The organism is Klebsiella sp. CN_Kp073 (assembly GCF_040065495.2).
In the GTDB taxonomy this organism is placed as follows: Bacteria; Pseudomonadota; Gammaproteobacteria; order Enterobacterales; family Enterobacteriaceae; genus Klebsiella; species Klebsiella aerogenes.
In genome coordinates, this window is sequence record NZ_CM198051.1 from 4,759,790 (window position 1) to 4,774,448 (window position 14,659).

The following is a 14,659-nucleotide window of genomic DNA, read 5'->3' on the forward strand; positions in this document are numbered from 1 at the left end:
CCCGTGGGAGAGGGAACCGTTCGAGCACGGCGTTGAGCCCGGCGCTGGTTTTCCCCCTCTCCCCGTGGGAGAGGGAACCGTTCAAGCACGGCGCTGGTTTTCCCCCTCTCCCCTTGGGAGTGGGAACCGTTCAAGCCCGGCGCTGGTTTTCCCCCTCTCCCCTTGGGAGAGGGCCGGGGTGAGGGTATCAGCCCCTGGTAGCCCGGCCGAGCGCAGCGACGCCGGGAAATGGCCGCACGCCTGCGTTTTCGCAAAGCAATTAACGTCAGAGCAAGGCGGCAAACGAAGGAATCTCCAGGAGCGTACATTCAGTACGTGACTGGGGTGAGTGAGCGCAGCCAACGCCGCTATGACGTTAATTGAGAAGCGAAAATGAATTATCACCAATACTACCCCGTCGACATCGTCAACGGCCCCGGCACCCGCTGCACCCTGTTTGTCTCCGGCTGCGTCCACGAGTGCCCCGGCTGCTACAACAAAAGCACCTGGCGGGTGAATTCCGGCATGCCGTTCACGACCGGGATGGCCGACCGCATCATTGCCGACCTCAACGATACCCGCATCAAACGCCAGGGGCTTTCACTCTCCGGTGGCGATCCGCTGCATCCGCAAAACGTCGCGGAGATCCTCAAACTGGTGCAGCGCGTACGCGCCGAATGCCCCGGTAAAGATATCTGGGTCTGGACCGGCTATAAGATTGATGAACTGAACGCTGAGCAGATGGAAGTCGTGAACCTGATTAACGTGCTGGTCGACGGTAAGTTTGTGCAGGATTTAAAAGACCCGGCGCTTATCTGGCGCGGCAGCAGCAACCAGGTCGTGCATCATTTGCGTTAATCCCCTCCGTCAGCCTCTCAAAACCGGCTGACGCACTCCATGGCCACCGTTTTAAACTCATCGAAGCTGCGGGTCGCGGCGAGGCGGCTCATGGCCCGCTCGCGCAGGAACGTCACGAAAATATCGTAGATCGCCATCGCCTCTTCATACTCGCTCTTGCTGATAGCGAGCAGGAAAATGATATGGGCGATTTCGTCGCCCCAGGCGATGCCCTGCGGAGCAATAACGGTATAGACCACCGTCTTTTTCGCTAACAGACCGAGGGCGTGCGGCAGCGCAATGCCATCGCCCAGCATGGTACTGACGATCGCTTCACGCTCGACCACCGAATCATGAAACTCCGCATCGACAAAACCCTCCTGCTGCAGCTGCTGACACAGCTCGGCGAACAGCGTTTGCTGATCTATCGGCTTATCGATCACCCGGAAGTGGGCGGCATCGAAGTACTTATTCAACATCCACGGACGGGTGCGATCCACCAGCACCAACTTGCCAATCTGATCTAACTGGTAATCGGTGGGGAACGGCGCGATGGTCACCACCGGTTTGTCTTTCTCGCCGATCCGCACCGTTGAGATAACAAAATCCTCATCGATCGCTTCTCGCTGTTCGTACTCGCGCTGGGAAATGGTGGCGGCGATCTCCAGTTGCGGATATTTACGCTGCAGGATCGCTTCGATCATCCGCACCATCGCATTGCTGGTATCGCACACCAGCAGCACGTGCGGCTGGCGCTGGTAGCCGATGTTGTAGTGGCGTTCCAGCCCGACGCCGATATGCAGCACCAGAAAGCCGATTTCGTTTTCGCTGATGGTATAAGGCGTGTATTTGCCCCAGCTCGATACCGCGGCGAGGGTCATATCCCATGCCATCGGATAGTGCTGTTTGATGTTATCGAGCAGCGGATTGGGGATCATTATCTGATAGCGCACGCGGGTGATCATGGTCTTAATGTGGGTCAGCAGATCGGCGTGCAGCTGGGCGTCTTCCAGCAGGTTATAGTTATATTGGCTGTTAATGTAACGCAGAATGTAATTTACCAGCGCTTCGTCATCGTCGGCGCTGATGGTTTCCGGATCGACATCCTGTACCTGGCGGGCGGCAATATGCACGCACAGCCACTCTTCCTCGGCGGGCGAGAAGGGTTTCCCGGCCAACCGCTGTAGCTCTCCCGCCAAGTCGCGCGCGGCGTCGCGGACGTTTTGCGCCACATCTTCAGCGCTAAAATCGGCCAGCGGATAGCCTTCACTAACGCGGCGCACCACGACCGCGCCGTACAGGCAGATAAAACGCTCGCCGACATCGGTGAGGCGAATATGATGCCGCGTGAGCGTCTCCTGCAGCACCGGCTCCAGTTGCGCCGGGACATCCGCTTCCAGCGCCTCGGCGCTAATCAACGGATTAATGCCGCCCTGCAGCGTCAGCTCCCACAGTAGATCGGTCAGGCAGGCGCGAATCGATACCTCGCTGCCGAACAGCTTCATGCCGTGGCGCGGGCGGGTTTCGAGGGTAAGCTGATAGCGCTGGAAGCGCTCGCGCACCTCGACCATATCATTCTGCAGCGTGGCGCGGCTGATGAACCATTCATCGGCCAGATCTTCCAGCTTGATAGAGAATGCCGAGGTCAGGAAACGCACCAGCAAAAAGTGGATGCGCTCCTGGGCGGTACGCGGCACGTGCTGCGTCTTCGGCGCCGTCTCCTCCAGCGCCTGAAAACGCGATCGGTCGTCAATCTTCAGCTGATAACCGCTACCGCGGTTGAGCGTAAACTGCGCGCCATACTGCGCCAGCAGCGCATTCAGCGCGGTAATATCGGCGCGCACGGTACGGGTAGAAACCGACAGCCGCTGCGCCAGTTCATCCTGCGGCAGCGTTTCATTTCGCAGCAGGGTGAAGAGTTGCGCTAAGCGTTGGTTGGGAAATCGCATGTCAGTTCCTTGTTGTTACGGCTCAGGGTTGGGCGGATATCACCATCTGCGATGGGCTACCGACCGGCGTGTAGTCTGAGGCAAAGGTTAATTTGCCATCCTTCGGCGCCACGCTAAAACGGGTAATATTATCGCTACGCTGGTTCATGACGTACAGCCACTGCCCCTGATTATCCAGGGTCAGCGTACGGGGGTAATCCCCGCGCGTCCAGATATCCTCCTGGTGGCTCAGGCTGCCGTCAGCCAGCACGCTAAAGTGGGCAATGCTGTTATGCAGGCGGTTGGCGACGTATAGCTGTTTGCCATCGTTGCTCAGCACAAGGCCGGCGGCAAAGCTGGTGCCCTTATACTCTTTTGGCAGCGCGGAGACGGTTTTGCCTTCGCGCAGCAGGCCGCTTTGCTTATCAAGATGATAGAAGGTTAGCGTCGACGCTTCTTCGTTAATCAGCCACAGGCCGTCGCCCTTTGGCGTAAAGACGAAGTGCCGCGGGCCGGCGCCCGGCGACGAGGCGGCGATAAACGGCGGATCGTTTGGCGTCAGTTTGCCGCTGGCGCTATCCAGACGGTACTGATAGATCCGATCCAGCCCCAGATCGGTGGAGTAAACAAACTTCCCGCTGGGATCGGCGGCGATCATATGGGCGTGCGGGCCATTGTGATCGCTAATGGCAAAGCTGCCCTCGACGGCCGCCGCCGGACGTTCGGCGCCGGCCGGACCTTCATCCTGATGCACATCCACCGCCTCGCCCAGGCTACCATCTTCTTTCACCGGTAGCACAGCGGTGCTGCCGCTAACGTAGTTGGCGACCAGCAGGTATTTACCATCCGGCGTCAGGGAGAGATACACCGGCCCGGCGCCGCCGGAGGCAACCTGGTTGAGTTCCGCCAGCTCGCCGTTCTTGTCAATTCGCCACGCCTGCACCACGCCTTTTTCGACTTCACTGGCGGCATACAGCGTTTTGCCATCGCGCGACACGGTCAGCTGCGCGACGTTCGGCAACGAGCTCACCAGCGCCTTATCGCGCAGGGCGCCGGTTTTGGCATCGACGGTAAAGCGATACAGACCTTCGCCATTAGGATTATAGGTGCCAATCCAGGCGTAGTGGGTTTGCGCGGCGGCGCCGGCGGCAAGCAAAGACAGTGAAGCAACAAGCAGGTGACGAGCGGTTGGCATGGTAACTCCTTGATGGTTCGGTGGGATAAGTTTCCCCTCACCCCGGCCCTCTCCCAAAGGGAGAGGGAGAAAACCAGATGGTCCCCTCTCCCAAAGGAGAGAGAGAAAACCAGATGGTCCCCTCTCCCTGAGGGAGAGGGAGAAAACCGGACGGTCCCCTCTCCCTTTGGGAGAGGGTTAGGGTGAGGGACAATGGCACTACTTCACTAACTGTTTGGTCATCTCCAGCAACTGGCGAACATCGGCCGGGCGGGTGTTGCCGCTGGCTTTATCGATAATCGAGCTGTAAATATGCGGGATGATTTTACTCACGCCGGCATCCAGCGCGATTTTCAGGATCTCGCTGTAGTTTTCCAGATCGATACCGCCGGTCGGCTCCAGCCAGAAATCGTGTTCAGCGCAGGCTTTGGCGACGGCTTCAAATTCGGCGCGGTGCTTCAGGCCGCCCATCGGGAAGTATTTGATAGAGCTGCCGCCCATATCTTTCAACAGCGCGATGGCGGTTTCCAGCGGAACAATCCCATCCGCCGCGCCGCTGCTCAGCGGGCCGGTTGAGATCTTCACCATTCCCGGCGTACCGGTCGGCGAGACCAAACCATTCACCACGGTCTCGTTCTGCCCGAGCAGCGCGCGGCTGGTAGCCACGCCGGTGAAGACCTGGTTGACGTGCTGCGGCTGCACCTGGCGAGAAATCTCGCTCACCATCGCCGACTGGTTTGGATCGCCTGCGCCCAGCCCGACGGAGAGCGCGTTATCAATCAGCTTCGCGTATTCACGCATATCGGCCACCGCGCTGGCGACGTCCGGATAGTTTTTGGAGAGCACGCCGACCAGTACGTGACCTTCCGCCGCGTCGTAAATTTCACGGGCGTTGTCTTTGCTGCCCGCCAGTACGTTCAGGCACACGCGGTCACGGTAAAAATTTGGGGTCAGTTTCATGCTTTTTTCTCCTTATTCAGAACTTCTACGATGCGGCGGGAGACCACCTCCAGCTGCTGCGCGTTCACGCTGCGGACATCGGCTTCAATAATGCCTTCATTCGCTTTATAGCCGCGGAAGTAAATGGCGTATTCGCCCTGCTTCAGCGCGTTAACCAGATCGCCGGTATTCACGCCGGTAGTCGCTTCATCAAATTTAATTTCGGCACGAGCAATATCGCGGCCCGCGCTATCCCACACCACCCGCGCGGTCACGCCGTTGAGAGTGTTGAGCTGTTCGATAAACGGCGTCATCTTGTCCACCATCTGCTGACCGCTCTCTTTGGTCGCCGTCAGGTAGTGTTCAATGGCGCAGGTCAGGCCGAGAATGCCCTCTTTACCCACTTTCATCGCCCGGCCAATCCCCATCGACTGGCGCTTAACCCACTCGACGTACTGCGTTTTGCCGATGACCAGCCCGCTGGTCGGCCCTTCAATCGCTTTCGCGCCGCTGTAGATAACCAGGTCGGCGCCCATACGGTAGTAGCACTGCAAATCTTCTTCCGCCGCCGCATCGACGATCAGCGGCAAGTTATGCTGGCGCGCCACTTCCGCGGCCTGCGCGACGTTGAGCATGCTTTTCTGCACGCAGTGGTGGGATTTGATGTACAAAATCGCCGCGGTGCGCGGAGTGATCGCCGCCGCCAGCTGTTGGGCAGAACATTCGTTGGCGTAGCCCGCTTCCACCAGCTTACCGCCGCCCAACGCCACCATGGTGCCTACCGGCGCGCCAAAGTTGACGTTGTGGCCCTTCGGCAACACGATTTCGTTATTTTCAATCGGGGTAACGTGCAGGTTCTCCAGCAGCCAGTCGCTGTCTTTCACCAGCACCGCCGCTACCGACTGGGCAATCCCCGCCGACGCGCAGGAGACAACGGTCGCCCCTTCCACATCCAGCAGTTTGGCGATGTACTCGCCGGTTTTATTCACCAGGTCTTTCATTTCAAAGTACTGGTTCATACCGGCCATCGCGGCTTCAACCACTTCCGGGCGCGGCGTGGAGACGCCCAGCGCCGTCATCCGGCCTGAAGTATTAATAACTTGTTTTAAATGGTATTTCTCAAAAATCGAAGGCATGTTCCGCGCTCCCTTGTTCGGTCAGATAGCCCTTGCCCGCGCGAATCGCGGCCAGCGGCACCAGAATGTTGTCAGCCTGCAGGCTCTCTTTTTCAGCATCCACCAATAACGTGGGCTGATGCTGCAGGCTAAATAGCGTTAAATCGGCATCGAAGCCCGCTTCCAGGCGCCCTTTACGCGCCAGGCGCAGCCCCTCGGCGGCGCTGACGGTCACGCAGTCAATCACCTGCGGCAGGGTCATGCCGATGGCGAGGAATTTCGACATCACCAGCGCCAGCGAGCGTACCGGGCCGTCGATACGGTTACGGCAGTAAATATCGGAGCTGATGGTGTGCGGCAGAATGCCCATCGCAATCGCCCGCCGCGCCACTTCAAAGCTGAAACTGGCGGTACCGTGGCCGACATCGAGGCGCACGCCGCGCTGCAGAGCACGAGTAATGGAGCTGCGCAGCTCGCCGGCAGGATTAAGAATGCGGTTCGGCTTGCCGTTATAGCAGTGGGTAATGATGTCGCCGCTGCTCAGCAGATCGGCGATTTCATCGAGGTTCGGCGGGTTATTACCGATGTGCACCATCAGCGGCAGATCGCCGTTTTCCTGCTGAATGGCCTTGGCGCGCGCCAGCGGCGTGATGCCGTTTTCGCCGACGACGCTGCTGCTCATCCGCGCCTTCAGGCCGACGATAAAGTCAGGATGACGCTGCACCGCCTGCTTCACCGCGGCGGCGTCGATATTGGCCATATTCGCCAGCTCATTCTGCGCAATCAGCCCGACTCGGGAGATGTTGAGCAACGCATAAACTTCCGTCGCCGCTTTACGGGTCAGTTGATAGAAGTCATCGACGTCGTCGGCGCCGGTGCTGCCGGCATCGATCACGGTAGTGACGCCGGTGGCGATGCCGACGCTATCCGGCTCATCATGATAAATCGGTGAATTCGGGTAGCAGTGAACGTGAGAGTCAATCCAGCCAGCGCTGACGTAAACCTTGCCGTTCAGTTCTATGGTCTTACGGGAGGGCGCGCTAATCTCGCCCAGCGCCGCGATTTTCCCGTCCTGGATGGCGATATCAGTCAGGGTATCGTCGACGAGGCGCGCACGGCGCAGGAGTAAATCAAACATAGCTATCTCCTGATGAAAGAGTGAATCTGTTGCCGGATGGCGGCGTACCGCCTTATCCGGCCTACAAATCGCGCTGACTTGTAGGCCCGATAAGCGCAGCGCCATCGGGCGATTAGCTAATCGCAATCGGGAAGATGGAACCGAGGATCATCGCGCCGAGGATGGCGCCGCCGGTGATCGGTTTCTGCCAGATGTAGAACAGCAGTGCGCCAACCAAAGAACCAATCCCGATAGGAATAGACGCCGTCATCGCGCTGAGGATGATCAATGGACCGAGGAAGCGGCCGGAGGCATTACCGGCCCCCATCATCACGTCGGCGCCGTAGGTGGAGTCGCTCTGGTTGATGGTGAACTTACGCGCCAGAATGATGATGTAGCCGACCGCCAGGCCGAGGATCAGGCCGGTTGCCAGCGACGCGGCGAAGTTCGCCACCGGGAAGACAAAGCCCGCGCCGAGCAGTAGCGCCGGCACGCCGAGGCCGATACCGGTCTGGATGGCGCCGCCGATATCCAGAATCCCCACCAGCGAACCTTCGATGATGCGGGCGAACAGGAAGCTCGCGCCGAATGCCGCCACCGCGCCGTACGCGCCGGTATCAATCCCTGCCTTCAACATCGCCACGAAGGCCACTTCGTTAAATGCGCCGATGCCGTACAGGTAGTACATGTGCGTCCCGGCGAAGACGCCGGAGGAGAGCAGGCCAACAAAGATCGGGAACGACCAGTCGGCATACCAAAAACCTTTATTCTGTTCCATTATCAGGCTCCCGTTACTTGCCGCTGAGTGAGTTGTGGATCATGTCCAGCCAGTTCGGCACGGTCAGATGGAAGGATTCGAGCATCTTCATGTCGAAGCCGCGGAAGAAGCCGCTGAGGACGAACAGCGCGACAATGGCGATCATCATCACTTTGGTTACCCGGTTCCAGCCGCTCTCTTCTACGCCTTTACCGATCAGGATCCCCAGTACCAGACCCGGTACGGCGTTACCCATAATCAGCTGCGCCGCGCCGCCGAAAATCGTCGCCCAGAAGCCTGATTTCTTACCGGCATCGATAGCCGCCAGCCAGAAAATCACCGGCATCACGGTATTCACCAGCAGGTTTGCCGCCGGAACCAGTACCTTAACGGCGGTGACCTGCAGCGCTTCCGGCACGGAAGAGGCGGTCAGGTTAAGGAAGGCGACGACGATCATGCCGATGATGCCGCAGGCAATGGCCATTTTTTTCGGATCGTGTAGCGTTTCGCCAACGTTACGATTTTTCACCATCAACGCCGCCGCGCCCCAGTTCGGGATAATGCGGTGGTCAACGTCCTGGGTGAAGGAGCCTGCTGCAACGGAAGAGGCCCAGGCGTTAAAGAAGAAGCCGAGGCCAAAAGAGAAGTGAGAAGCCGGATCGCCTTCGCAGGAATTCAGCTCGCCCAAGGTACGAAACGCCCCCATCCCTTGCGTGGTGGGCGCGTGAAACATGCGTGCCGCTCCGGCGCCCACGCCGACGCCGACCAGGCCGCCGATGATGAGCGATTTTATTAAAATTATCAGGAACATAGTCTGACCCTTTGGTAACAATCAGGTTTGCGTGACGAAATCCACTTTATCGAGATCGATGGCGGTCACGTTGACGGTGACGTCCAGCTCCACGCTGTAGGTCCGTCGTTCACGGCGCAAAAAGATGAACAGAAACGCCTCTTTTCGTACCGCTTCGCGCGCATGAACAACCGTCACGTCCTGTGGCTCAATACGCAGTAGGATGCGCGATGATGATTTCATCACCGCAGCCTGCACATGGTTAAGGGCATCGGCGAAGGCCCGTGATTTGCTTTCGCCTTTGCCTGCAACCCTCACCGTGGTGGTGAATTGCTCTTTCATACTTATGCGCCGTATTTCTTTTTCCAGGCTTCAACCAGGCGCTCGCCCAGCTCTTCTTTATCCATGAAGCCGAAGCCCAGCACGTTGCAACCTTCGTTGATAGCGGTGACGCCCTCTTCAATAGAACGCATGCCGTATTTTGCTTTGTAGCCGTACTTGGTCTGCGCGGTGATAGCGCCTGCGCCGCCGCTGCCGCAGAAGGAGATGCCGAAAGAGGCGTTTTCCGCTTTCATCATGTCGCCAAGTTTCATATCGGCAGCAACGCCAGGGACGACCACTGCACGTGCGCCGGCTTTTTCTGCGCCTGCCGCGACTTTTTGTCCTTTACCCAGACGGTCGCCAATAACTACGGTGATTTGTTCCATGTTTTGCTCCTTACAGGTTTTCTTTTGCGACTTCGAAGTGGACGGACAGCAACCAGGCCTCTTCATCAGGCAGGTTGCCGAACTGCGCGACCACTTCGCGGGCCAGCATCATTGAATCTTCAGAAATTTCTTCGAACAGACTGGCATCCACTTCCGGTAGCGGTTCGCCGCTGATTGACCGGTGGGCCATGGCCCGCACGTGGGAAGTCAGCATTTGCTCCTGAACGTCGTTAGGGACGATGTCGTGACGGCTTAACAGGGCGAATACCTGCTGTAACATCTTGTCAGCCAGGCGTTCGGTCTGCGCCGCCTGCTCCCCTACGTCGTTTATTACCGCTCCGTTATTCACTTGTGTTACCCCGCTGATGTCTCTGGAATCCAAAGTAGCGCCGGGGGTCAGGAGTTTGTAGCGAGTTGTTTTCCACTTCGAAGTGGAAAGGGAGAAGGCTTAGGTGATCGACTCCACATATTCACCGGATAAATGTAAAAACAGGCGATATGGCGTGATGCGCATCACAACAATGCGCGAGGTTTAGCGGAAAACGACGATGGAAAAACCGGAAAAAGAAAAGGGAAAAATGTGATGCGGGTAGGCTTTTAGGCGGGAGACATCGGCTGACGCCTCCCGAAAACGGCGATTAGCGATACTTCTTATGGTAGGTATTGCGGGTAGTTTTGAAGTCCTCCGCGGCGGCCTGCGCCTCTTTCAGCTTACCGGCGTCAGCTAACTTCAGCGCGCCGTCGATCTGGCCGACCAGCGTTTCCAGACCGTGGCGGAAATCTTTCATCTCCGGGCTATCGGCCGCTTTGCCTTCCAGTTTTGGCGGCGTCTCTTTCTGCGCGTCAACCGCAGCAGTACGCATCTTATTCAGCGCCGCTTTCAGCTCGCCAATGTCTGAGGTTTTCTGTACCACCTGCAGATTTTCCGCAAGGGTGTCCATGTCTTCGCCAAGGTCGGCAAACGCCGATGCCGAACCGAGCGCAAAAGCAGAGACGGCCAGCATCGCTAACAGTTTTTTACGCATTGCTCACTTCCTTTTTATTATGAAGATATCAAGCGGGCGCGGCAGGACGCGCCCGGCACACAGGTCATTGACCGGCGATTTTCATCTCCGGCAGCAGCACGGAACCACACTGAATATTGCTGCGCGTTTCGATATCGTCGCCGACGGTGACAATATTACGCCACATTTCTTTCAGATTGCCGGCGATGGTGATCTCACTAACCGGATACTGAATCTCGCCGTTTTCTACCCAGAAACCGGATGCGCCGCGCGAGTAGTCGCCGGTCACGCCACTGACACCCTGCCCCATCAATTCGGTGACCACAAGCCCGGTGCCCATCTCTTTAAGCATCTTTGCAAAACTCAGGCCGCGGCCGTTGATGCGCCAGTTATGGATGCCGCCGGCGTGGCCGGTGCTTTTCATACCCAGCTTGCGCGCGGAATAGTTGGTCAGTAGCCACTGGGTCAGCACGCCGTCTTTGATGATGTCGCGACGTTCGGTGCGCACGCCTTCGCTGTCGAACGGCGTGGAAGCCAGCCCCTTCAGCAGATGCGGATGTTCTTCGATGGTCAGCCACTCCGGCAGGATCTGTTTGCCGAGGGAGTCGAGCAGGAAGGTCGATTTACGGTAGACCGCGCCGCCGGCAATCGCCCCGACCAGATGGCCAAACAGCCCGGTCGCGACTTCGTTGGCGAAGATAACCGGCGCTTTCATCGTCGACAGCTTACGCGGCGCCAGGCGCGACAAGGTGCGGCGGGCGCATTCGTTGCCGACCCACTCCGGGGTCTGTAAATCGCCAAGGGCGCGGCCAATGGTGTAGGCGTAGTCGCGTTCCATATCGCCGTTTTCTTCGGCAATCACGCAGCTGGAGAGCGAGTGGCGGGTAGAGCAATAGCTCTGGAGCATGCCATAGCTGTTACCGAACACTTTAATTCCATAGTGGCTGTTGAAGCTGCCGCCTTCGGTATTGGTAATGCGTTTGTCGGCCTGCAGGGCGGCCTGCTCGGTGCGGGCGGCCAGCTCGATGGCTTCATCGGGGGAGACCTCCGCCGGATGGAACAGGTCCAGATCCGGGGCGTCAAAGGCCAGCAGTTCTTTATCCGCCACGCCGGCAAACGGGTCCGGCGAAGTGTAACGCGCGATATCCAGCGCCGCCTGCACGGTACGCGCGATAGCGTCCGGGCTCAGGTCGGTCGAAGAGGCGCTGCCTTTACGGTTTTGATGATATACGGTGATGCCAAGCGCGCCGTCGCTATTGAATTCAACATTCTCCACCTCACCGTAGCGGGTGCTGACGCCGATGCCGGTGGTCTTGCTAACGGAGACTTCCGCACCGTCGGATTTACCTGCCGCCAGTTCCAGTGCCGTACTAACGGCTTCTTCCAGCGTCTTACGCTGCTGTGCAACTTGAGAGATGACTTTCATTGCTAATGCCATAATGTAAGAAGGAGTTAACTGAAGTCTAACAGAGAACCGTTTTTCAGTGCGCGCCTTAACTGGTAACATTAGCCTCTTTTTTAAGGAGCCTGAGATGACAAAGCAGCCCGAAGACTGGCTCGACGACGTGCCCGGTGATGACGTTGAAGATGAAGATGATGAAATTATCTGGGTCAGCAAGAGTGAAATTAAGCGCGACGCGGAAGAACTGAAGCGTCTTGGCGCGGAAATGGTAGACCTCGGTAAGAACGCGCTGGATAAGCTGCCGCTCGATACCGACCTGCGCGACGCCATTGAACTCGCCCAGCGTATCAAGAAAGAAGGCCGCCGCCGCCAGCTGCAGCTGATTGGTAAAATGCTGCGTAATCGCGACGTCGATCCGATTCGCCAGGCGCTGGATAAGCTGAAGAACCGTCACAACCAGCAGGTGGCGCTGTTCCATAAGCTGGAACAAATCCGCGATCGCCTGATTGATAATGGCGATGATGCGGTCGTAGAGGTATTGAACCTGTGGCCAGACGCTGATCGTCAGCAGCTGCGCTCACTGATCCGCAATGCCAAAAAAGAGAAAGAAGGCAACAAGCCGCCGAAATCCGCGCGCCTGATCTTCCAGTATCTGCGCGAACTGGCCGAGAACGAAGGCTAATTCCCACGCTAACCGCCATCTCCCGGATGGCGGCGCGTTGCGCCTTATCCGGGCTACGAATCGGTATCCGGTGGCTAGCTCCGGTCAGCGCATCGCAAACCTTACCTCATGACCTCGTGCCCTAAATCCTCGGCAAACTGCTGATACCGCGCCACATCGATCGGCTGCGGATAGCTCAACACCAGCAGTTCATGATCGTCGATCCCTTGATGATAGGTTGGATGGCGGTGCGCCCAGGCATTGGCATGGAATCCCATCGACTGGTAAAAGCGCAGCCGTTTATGGGCGATTTCGCTGGTGAGCGGATCGATTTCCAGAATAGTCAGCGGCGCGCGCGTCAGGATCTGCGCCAGCAGCTGTTTGCCATAGCCGCGCGAACGCAGGGTGTCGTCAATCGCCAGATGTTCGATATAGCTATAACCGGCAAACTGCCAGCAGCCGCTCAGGCCAATAAATACCCCGTTATCAAACCACGCTTCCAGCGCATAGTGCGTGTTGCTCAACGCCTGAAGTTTGGCGTCGCTTTCACGCTGTTCGTGCCACGGAAAGGCACGGGCGTACAGCGCGTCAAGCGCGGCGAAATGGGGCGAGTCGGTAGAAATGACTTTTTCACAGGTCAGCATCACACAATCCCTGGTGGCGAAAACAAAACTGCCCTCACGCGGAGGGCAGTAACCGGAGGCGTTCGCGCTTACTCTGCCGCGGCCGCTTTTTGCGCCAGTTTATCCAGCAGCTTCTGATGAATACCGCCGAAACCGCCGTTGCTCATCACCAGAATATGGTCGCCCGGATGCGCGGTTTTCACGATCATATCCACCAGCGTATCAACGTCGGCGCTCCAGTGCGCCGGCTGTACGCAGGCTTCCGCCACTTCCGCCACCTGCCACGGGATATGCTGCGGCTGCAGCAGGAAGACTTCATCGGCGCGGCCGAGAGACGGCGCCAGATCGTCTTTACAGACGCCCATTTTCATGGTGTTGGAACGTGGCTCCAGCACCGCCAGAATACGCGCGGTGCCGCCGACTTTGCCGCGCAGCGCCTGCAGCGTCGCGAGAATGGCCGTCGGATGGTGGGCAAAATCGTCGTAGACGGTCACGCCGTTGGCTTCGCCGCGCAGCTCAAGGCGGCGACGGGCGTTGATAAAGCTGCCCAGCGCGTTAGCGGCATCCGCCGGCACCACGCCGACATGACGCGCCGCGGCAATCGCCATCAGGCCGTTGTGCATATTATGCTCGCCGACCAGCGCCCAGTTCACCTCGCCGACCTTTTCGCCGTCGAGCAGGACTTCCCACTGCGAGGCATCGGCGTTGAGTTTCTTCGCCTGCCAGTGCCCCTGCTCGCCCACCAGCTCCTGTTCGCTCCAGCAGCCCATCGCCATCACCTGCTTCAGGTTGATGTCGCTCTCCGGCAGAATAATCTTGCCTTTGCCCGGCACGATGCGCACCAGGTGGTGGAACTGTTTCTGAATCGCTTTCAGGTCGTCAAAGATATCCGCATGGTCAAACTCAAGGTTATTGAGGATCAGCGTGCGCGGGCAGTAGTGAACGAACTTAGAACGCTTGTCGAAGAAGGCGCAGTCATATTCGTCGGCTTCAATCACGAAGAACGGGCTGTCGCCCAGGCGTGCGGAAACATCGAAGTTCCCCGGTACGCCGCCGATAACGAAGCCCGGCTTATAGCCACAGGCTTCGAGGATCCACGTCGCCATGCCGGCGGTGGTGGTTTTACCGTGAGTACCGGCAACGGCCAGCACCCAGCGGTCGCGCAGGACGAAGTCGTGCAGCCACTGCGGGCCGGACATGTACGGAATGTTGTTTTCCAGCACCGCTTCGACGCACGGATTACCGCGGGTCATGGCGTTACCGATAATCACCAGATCCGGCTGCGGGTCCAGTTGGCTGGCGTCGTAGCCCTGAATCAGATCGATACCCTGATTTTCCAGCAGGGTGCTCATTGGCGGATAAACGTTAGCATCCGAGCCGGTTACTTGATGCCCGAGGGAACGTGCCAGCATTGCCAGCCCCCCCATAAACGTGCCACAGATTCCTAAAATATGAATGCGCATTCGTTACTTCCCTCATTAATCTGACCCGCATTTTACCCATATGTATGCCCCCTGAGAAATGCATTTCAGGCAAATCTGCATTTGCTGGCGCGATTCACCTGTGCGCAGTTTTTTTATTATTTGTTAAGATTGTTGCGTTCGTTTTACTCAACATAAAAATGCA

Annotated in this window: 16 protein-coding genes; 2 read left to right on the forward strand and 14 right to left on the reverse strand. The window is 58.1% G+C overall.

The annotated features are described in order from the left end of the window. Positions 1-372: 372 nt before the first annotated feature. Entirely contained in the window at positions 373-837 is a 465-nt protein-coding gene (nrdG, locus tag ABLV66_RS22885) for an anaerobic ribonucleoside-triphosphate reductase-activating protein (protein ID WP_045386772.1), read from the forward strand. A 17-nt stretch (positions 838-854) separates the two neighbouring features. On the opposite strand, the gene ABLV66_RS22890 is transcribed toward nrdG, so the two are convergent. The 12 genes from ABLV66_RS22890 to pmbA form a co-directional block, all read right to left on the reverse strand. Beyond that, the gene (locus tag ABLV66_RS22890) at positions 855-2,765 is read right to left on the reverse strand and encodes a BglG family transcription antiterminator (protein ID WP_045394695.1); all 1,911 of its coding nucleotides are present in this window, start codon (positions 2,763-2,765) and stop codon (positions 855-857) included. Between the two features lie 22 nt (positions 2,766-2,787). Beyond that, positions 2,788-3,939: a lactonase family protein gene (locus tag ABLV66_RS22895; RefSeq protein WP_045394693.1), complete on the reverse strand. Its 1,152-nt coding sequence runs from the start codon at positions 3,937-3,939 to the stop codon at positions 2,788-2,790. A gap of 198 nt (positions 3,940-4,137) precedes the next feature. After that, positions 4,138-4,878 carry a 2-dehydro-3-deoxy-phosphogluconate aldolase gene (gene dagF / locus ABLV66_RS22900; protein WP_045394691.1) on the reverse strand — a complete coding sequence of 247 codons (741 nt, stop codon included), beginning with the start codon at positions 4,876-4,878 and terminating at the stop codon, positions 4,138-4,140. Next, positions 4,875-5,993: a DgaE family pyridoxal phosphate-dependent ammonia lyase gene (locus tag ABLV66_RS22905; RefSeq protein WP_315712377.1), complete on the reverse strand. Its 1,119-nt coding sequence runs from the start codon at positions 5,991-5,993 to the stop codon at positions 4,875-4,877. The genes dagF and ABLV66_RS22905 overlap by 4 nt, the downstream gene beginning before the upstream one ends. Then, positions 5,977-7,110, reverse strand: a complete 1,134-nt coding sequence (locus ABLV66_RS22910) for an EF_0837/AHA_3915 family putative deacetylase (RefSeq protein WP_047046238.1) — start codon at positions 7,108-7,110, stop codon at positions 5,977-5,979. The genes ABLV66_RS22905 and ABLV66_RS22910 overlap by 17 nt, the downstream gene beginning before the upstream one ends. A 112-nt stretch (positions 7,111-7,222) precedes the next feature. Then, on the reverse strand, positions 7,223-7,867 hold the full coding sequence (locus ABLV66_RS22915; protein WP_015368573.1) for an EF_0833/AHA_3914 family membrane protein: 645 nt from the start codon (positions 7,865-7,867) through the stop codon (positions 7,223-7,225). Between the two features lie 13 nt (positions 7,868-7,880). Further along, positions 7,881-8,657: a DUF4311 domain-containing protein gene (locus ABLV66_RS22920; RefSeq protein ID WP_015368574.1), complete on the reverse strand. Its 777-nt coding sequence runs from the start codon at positions 8,655-8,657 to the stop codon at positions 7,881-7,883. A 21-nt stretch (positions 8,658-8,678) separates the two neighbouring features. Continuing rightward, positions 8,679-8,978, reverse strand: coding sequence for a DUF4312 family protein (locus ABLV66_RS22925; RefSeq protein ID WP_015368575.1), 300 nt, complete (start codon positions 8,976-8,978; stop codon positions 8,679-8,681). 2 nt (positions 8,979-8,980) lie between these two features. Beyond that, positions 8,981-9,343, reverse strand: coding sequence for an SFCGS family glycine-rich protein (locus ABLV66_RS22930; protein ID WP_015368576.1), 363 nt, complete (start codon positions 9,341-9,343; stop codon positions 8,981-8,983). Positions 9,344-9,353: 10 nt separating this feature from the next. Further along, a complete protein-coding gene (locus ABLV66_RS22935; RefSeq protein WP_015368577.1) occupies positions 9,354-9,692 on the reverse strand; it encodes a PRD domain-containing protein in 339 nt (112 codons plus the stop codon). Between the two features lie 289 nt (positions 9,693-9,981). Continuing rightward, positions 9,982-10,368 (reverse strand): cytochrome b562, encoded by a 387-nt coding sequence (cybC, locus tag ABLV66_RS22940; RefSeq protein ID WP_015368578.1) that lies wholly within the window; start codon positions 10,366-10,368, stop codon positions 9,982-9,984. A gap of 64 nt (positions 10,369-10,432) precedes the next feature. Then, complete coding sequence (gene pmbA / locus ABLV66_RS22945) at positions 10,433-11,785, reverse strand: metalloprotease PmbA (protein ID WP_348877053.1); 1,353 nt, start codon at positions 11,783-11,785, stop codon at positions 10,433-10,435. Positions 11,786-11,879: 94 nt separating this feature from the next. On the opposite strand from pmbA, the gene yjgA reads away from it, so the two are divergent. Next, complete coding sequence (yjgA, locus tag ABLV66_RS22950) at positions 11,880-12,431, forward strand: ribosome biogenesis factor YjgA (RefSeq protein WP_015368580.1); 552 nt, start codon at positions 11,880-11,882, stop codon at positions 12,429-12,431. A gap of 101 nt (positions 12,432-12,532) precedes the next feature. Here yjgA and ABLV66_RS22955 read toward each other — a convergent pair whose 3' ends face one another. Both ABLV66_RS22955 and mpl read right to left on the reverse strand, forming a co-directional pair. Beyond that, complete coding sequence (locus ABLV66_RS22955; protein ID WP_315712370.1) at positions 12,533-13,054, reverse strand: GNAT family N-acetyltransferase; 522 nt, start codon at positions 13,052-13,054, stop codon at positions 12,533-12,535. Between the two features lie 68 nt (positions 13,055-13,122). Continuing rightward, complete coding sequence (mpl, locus tag ABLV66_RS22960; protein WP_032709697.1) at positions 13,123-14,496, reverse strand: UDP-N-acetylmuramate:L-alanyl-gamma-D-glutamyl-meso-diaminopimelate ligase; 1,374 nt, start codon at positions 14,494-14,496, stop codon at positions 13,123-13,125. Between the last annotated feature and the right edge of the window lie 163 nt (positions 14,497-14,659).

Bases quoted from the DNA above. Each gene is read 5' to 3' on its own strand.
- nrdG (WP_045386772.1), top strand. From the start codon at position 373: ATGAATTATCACCAATACTACCCCGTCGACATCGTCAACGGCCCCGGC.
- ABLV66_RS22890 (WP_045394695.1), bottom strand. From the start codon at position 2,765: ATGCGATTTCCCAACCAACGCTTAGCGCAACTCTTCACCCTGCTGCGA.
- ABLV66_RS22895 (WP_045394693.1), bottom strand. From the start codon at position 3,939: ATGCCAACCGCTCGTCACCTGCTTGTTGCTTCACTGTCTTTGCTTGCC.
- dagF (WP_045394691.1), bottom strand. From the start codon at position 4,878: ATGAAACTGACCCCAAATTTTTACCGTGACCGCGTGTGCCTGAACGTA.
- ABLV66_RS22905 (WP_315712377.1), bottom strand. From the start codon at position 5,993: ATGCCTTCGATTTTTGAGAAATACCATTTAAAACAAGTTATTAATACT.
- ABLV66_RS22910 (WP_047046238.1), bottom strand. From the start codon at position 7,110: ATGTTTGATTTACTCCTGCGCCGTGCGCGCCTCGTCGACGATACCCTG.
- ABLV66_RS22915 (WP_015368573.1), bottom strand. From the start codon at position 7,867: ATGGAACAGAATAAAGGTTTTTGGTATGCCGACTGGTCGTTCCCGATC.
- ABLV66_RS22920 (WP_015368574.1), bottom strand. From the start codon at position 8,657: ATGTTCCTGATAATTTTAATAAAATCGCTCATCATCGGCGGCCTGGTC.
- ABLV66_RS22925 (WP_015368575.1), bottom strand. From the start codon at position 8,978: ATGAAAGAGCAATTCACCACCACGGTGAGGGTTGCAGGCAAAGGCGAA.
- ABLV66_RS22930 (WP_015368576.1), bottom strand. From the start codon at position 9,343: ATGGAACAAATCACCGTAGTTATTGGCGACCGTCTGGGTAAAGGACAA.
- cybC (WP_015368578.1), bottom strand. From the start codon at position 10,368: ATGCGTAAAAAACTGTTAGCGATGCTGGCCGTCTCTGCTTTTGCGCTC.
- pmbA (WP_348877053.1), bottom strand. From the start codon at position 11,785: ATGGCATTAGCAATGAAAGTCATCTCTCAAGTTGCACAGCAGCGTAAG.
- yjgA (WP_015368580.1), top strand. From the start codon at position 11,880: ATGACAAAGCAGCCCGAAGACTGGCTCGACGACGTGCCCGGTGATGAC.
- ABLV66_RS22955 (WP_315712370.1), bottom strand. From the start codon at position 13,054: ATGCTGACCTGTGAAAAAGTCATTTCTACCGACTCGCCCCATTTCGCC.
- mpl (WP_032709697.1), bottom strand. From the start codon at position 14,496: ATGCGCATTCATATTTTAGGAATCTGTGGCACGTTTATGGGGGGGCTG.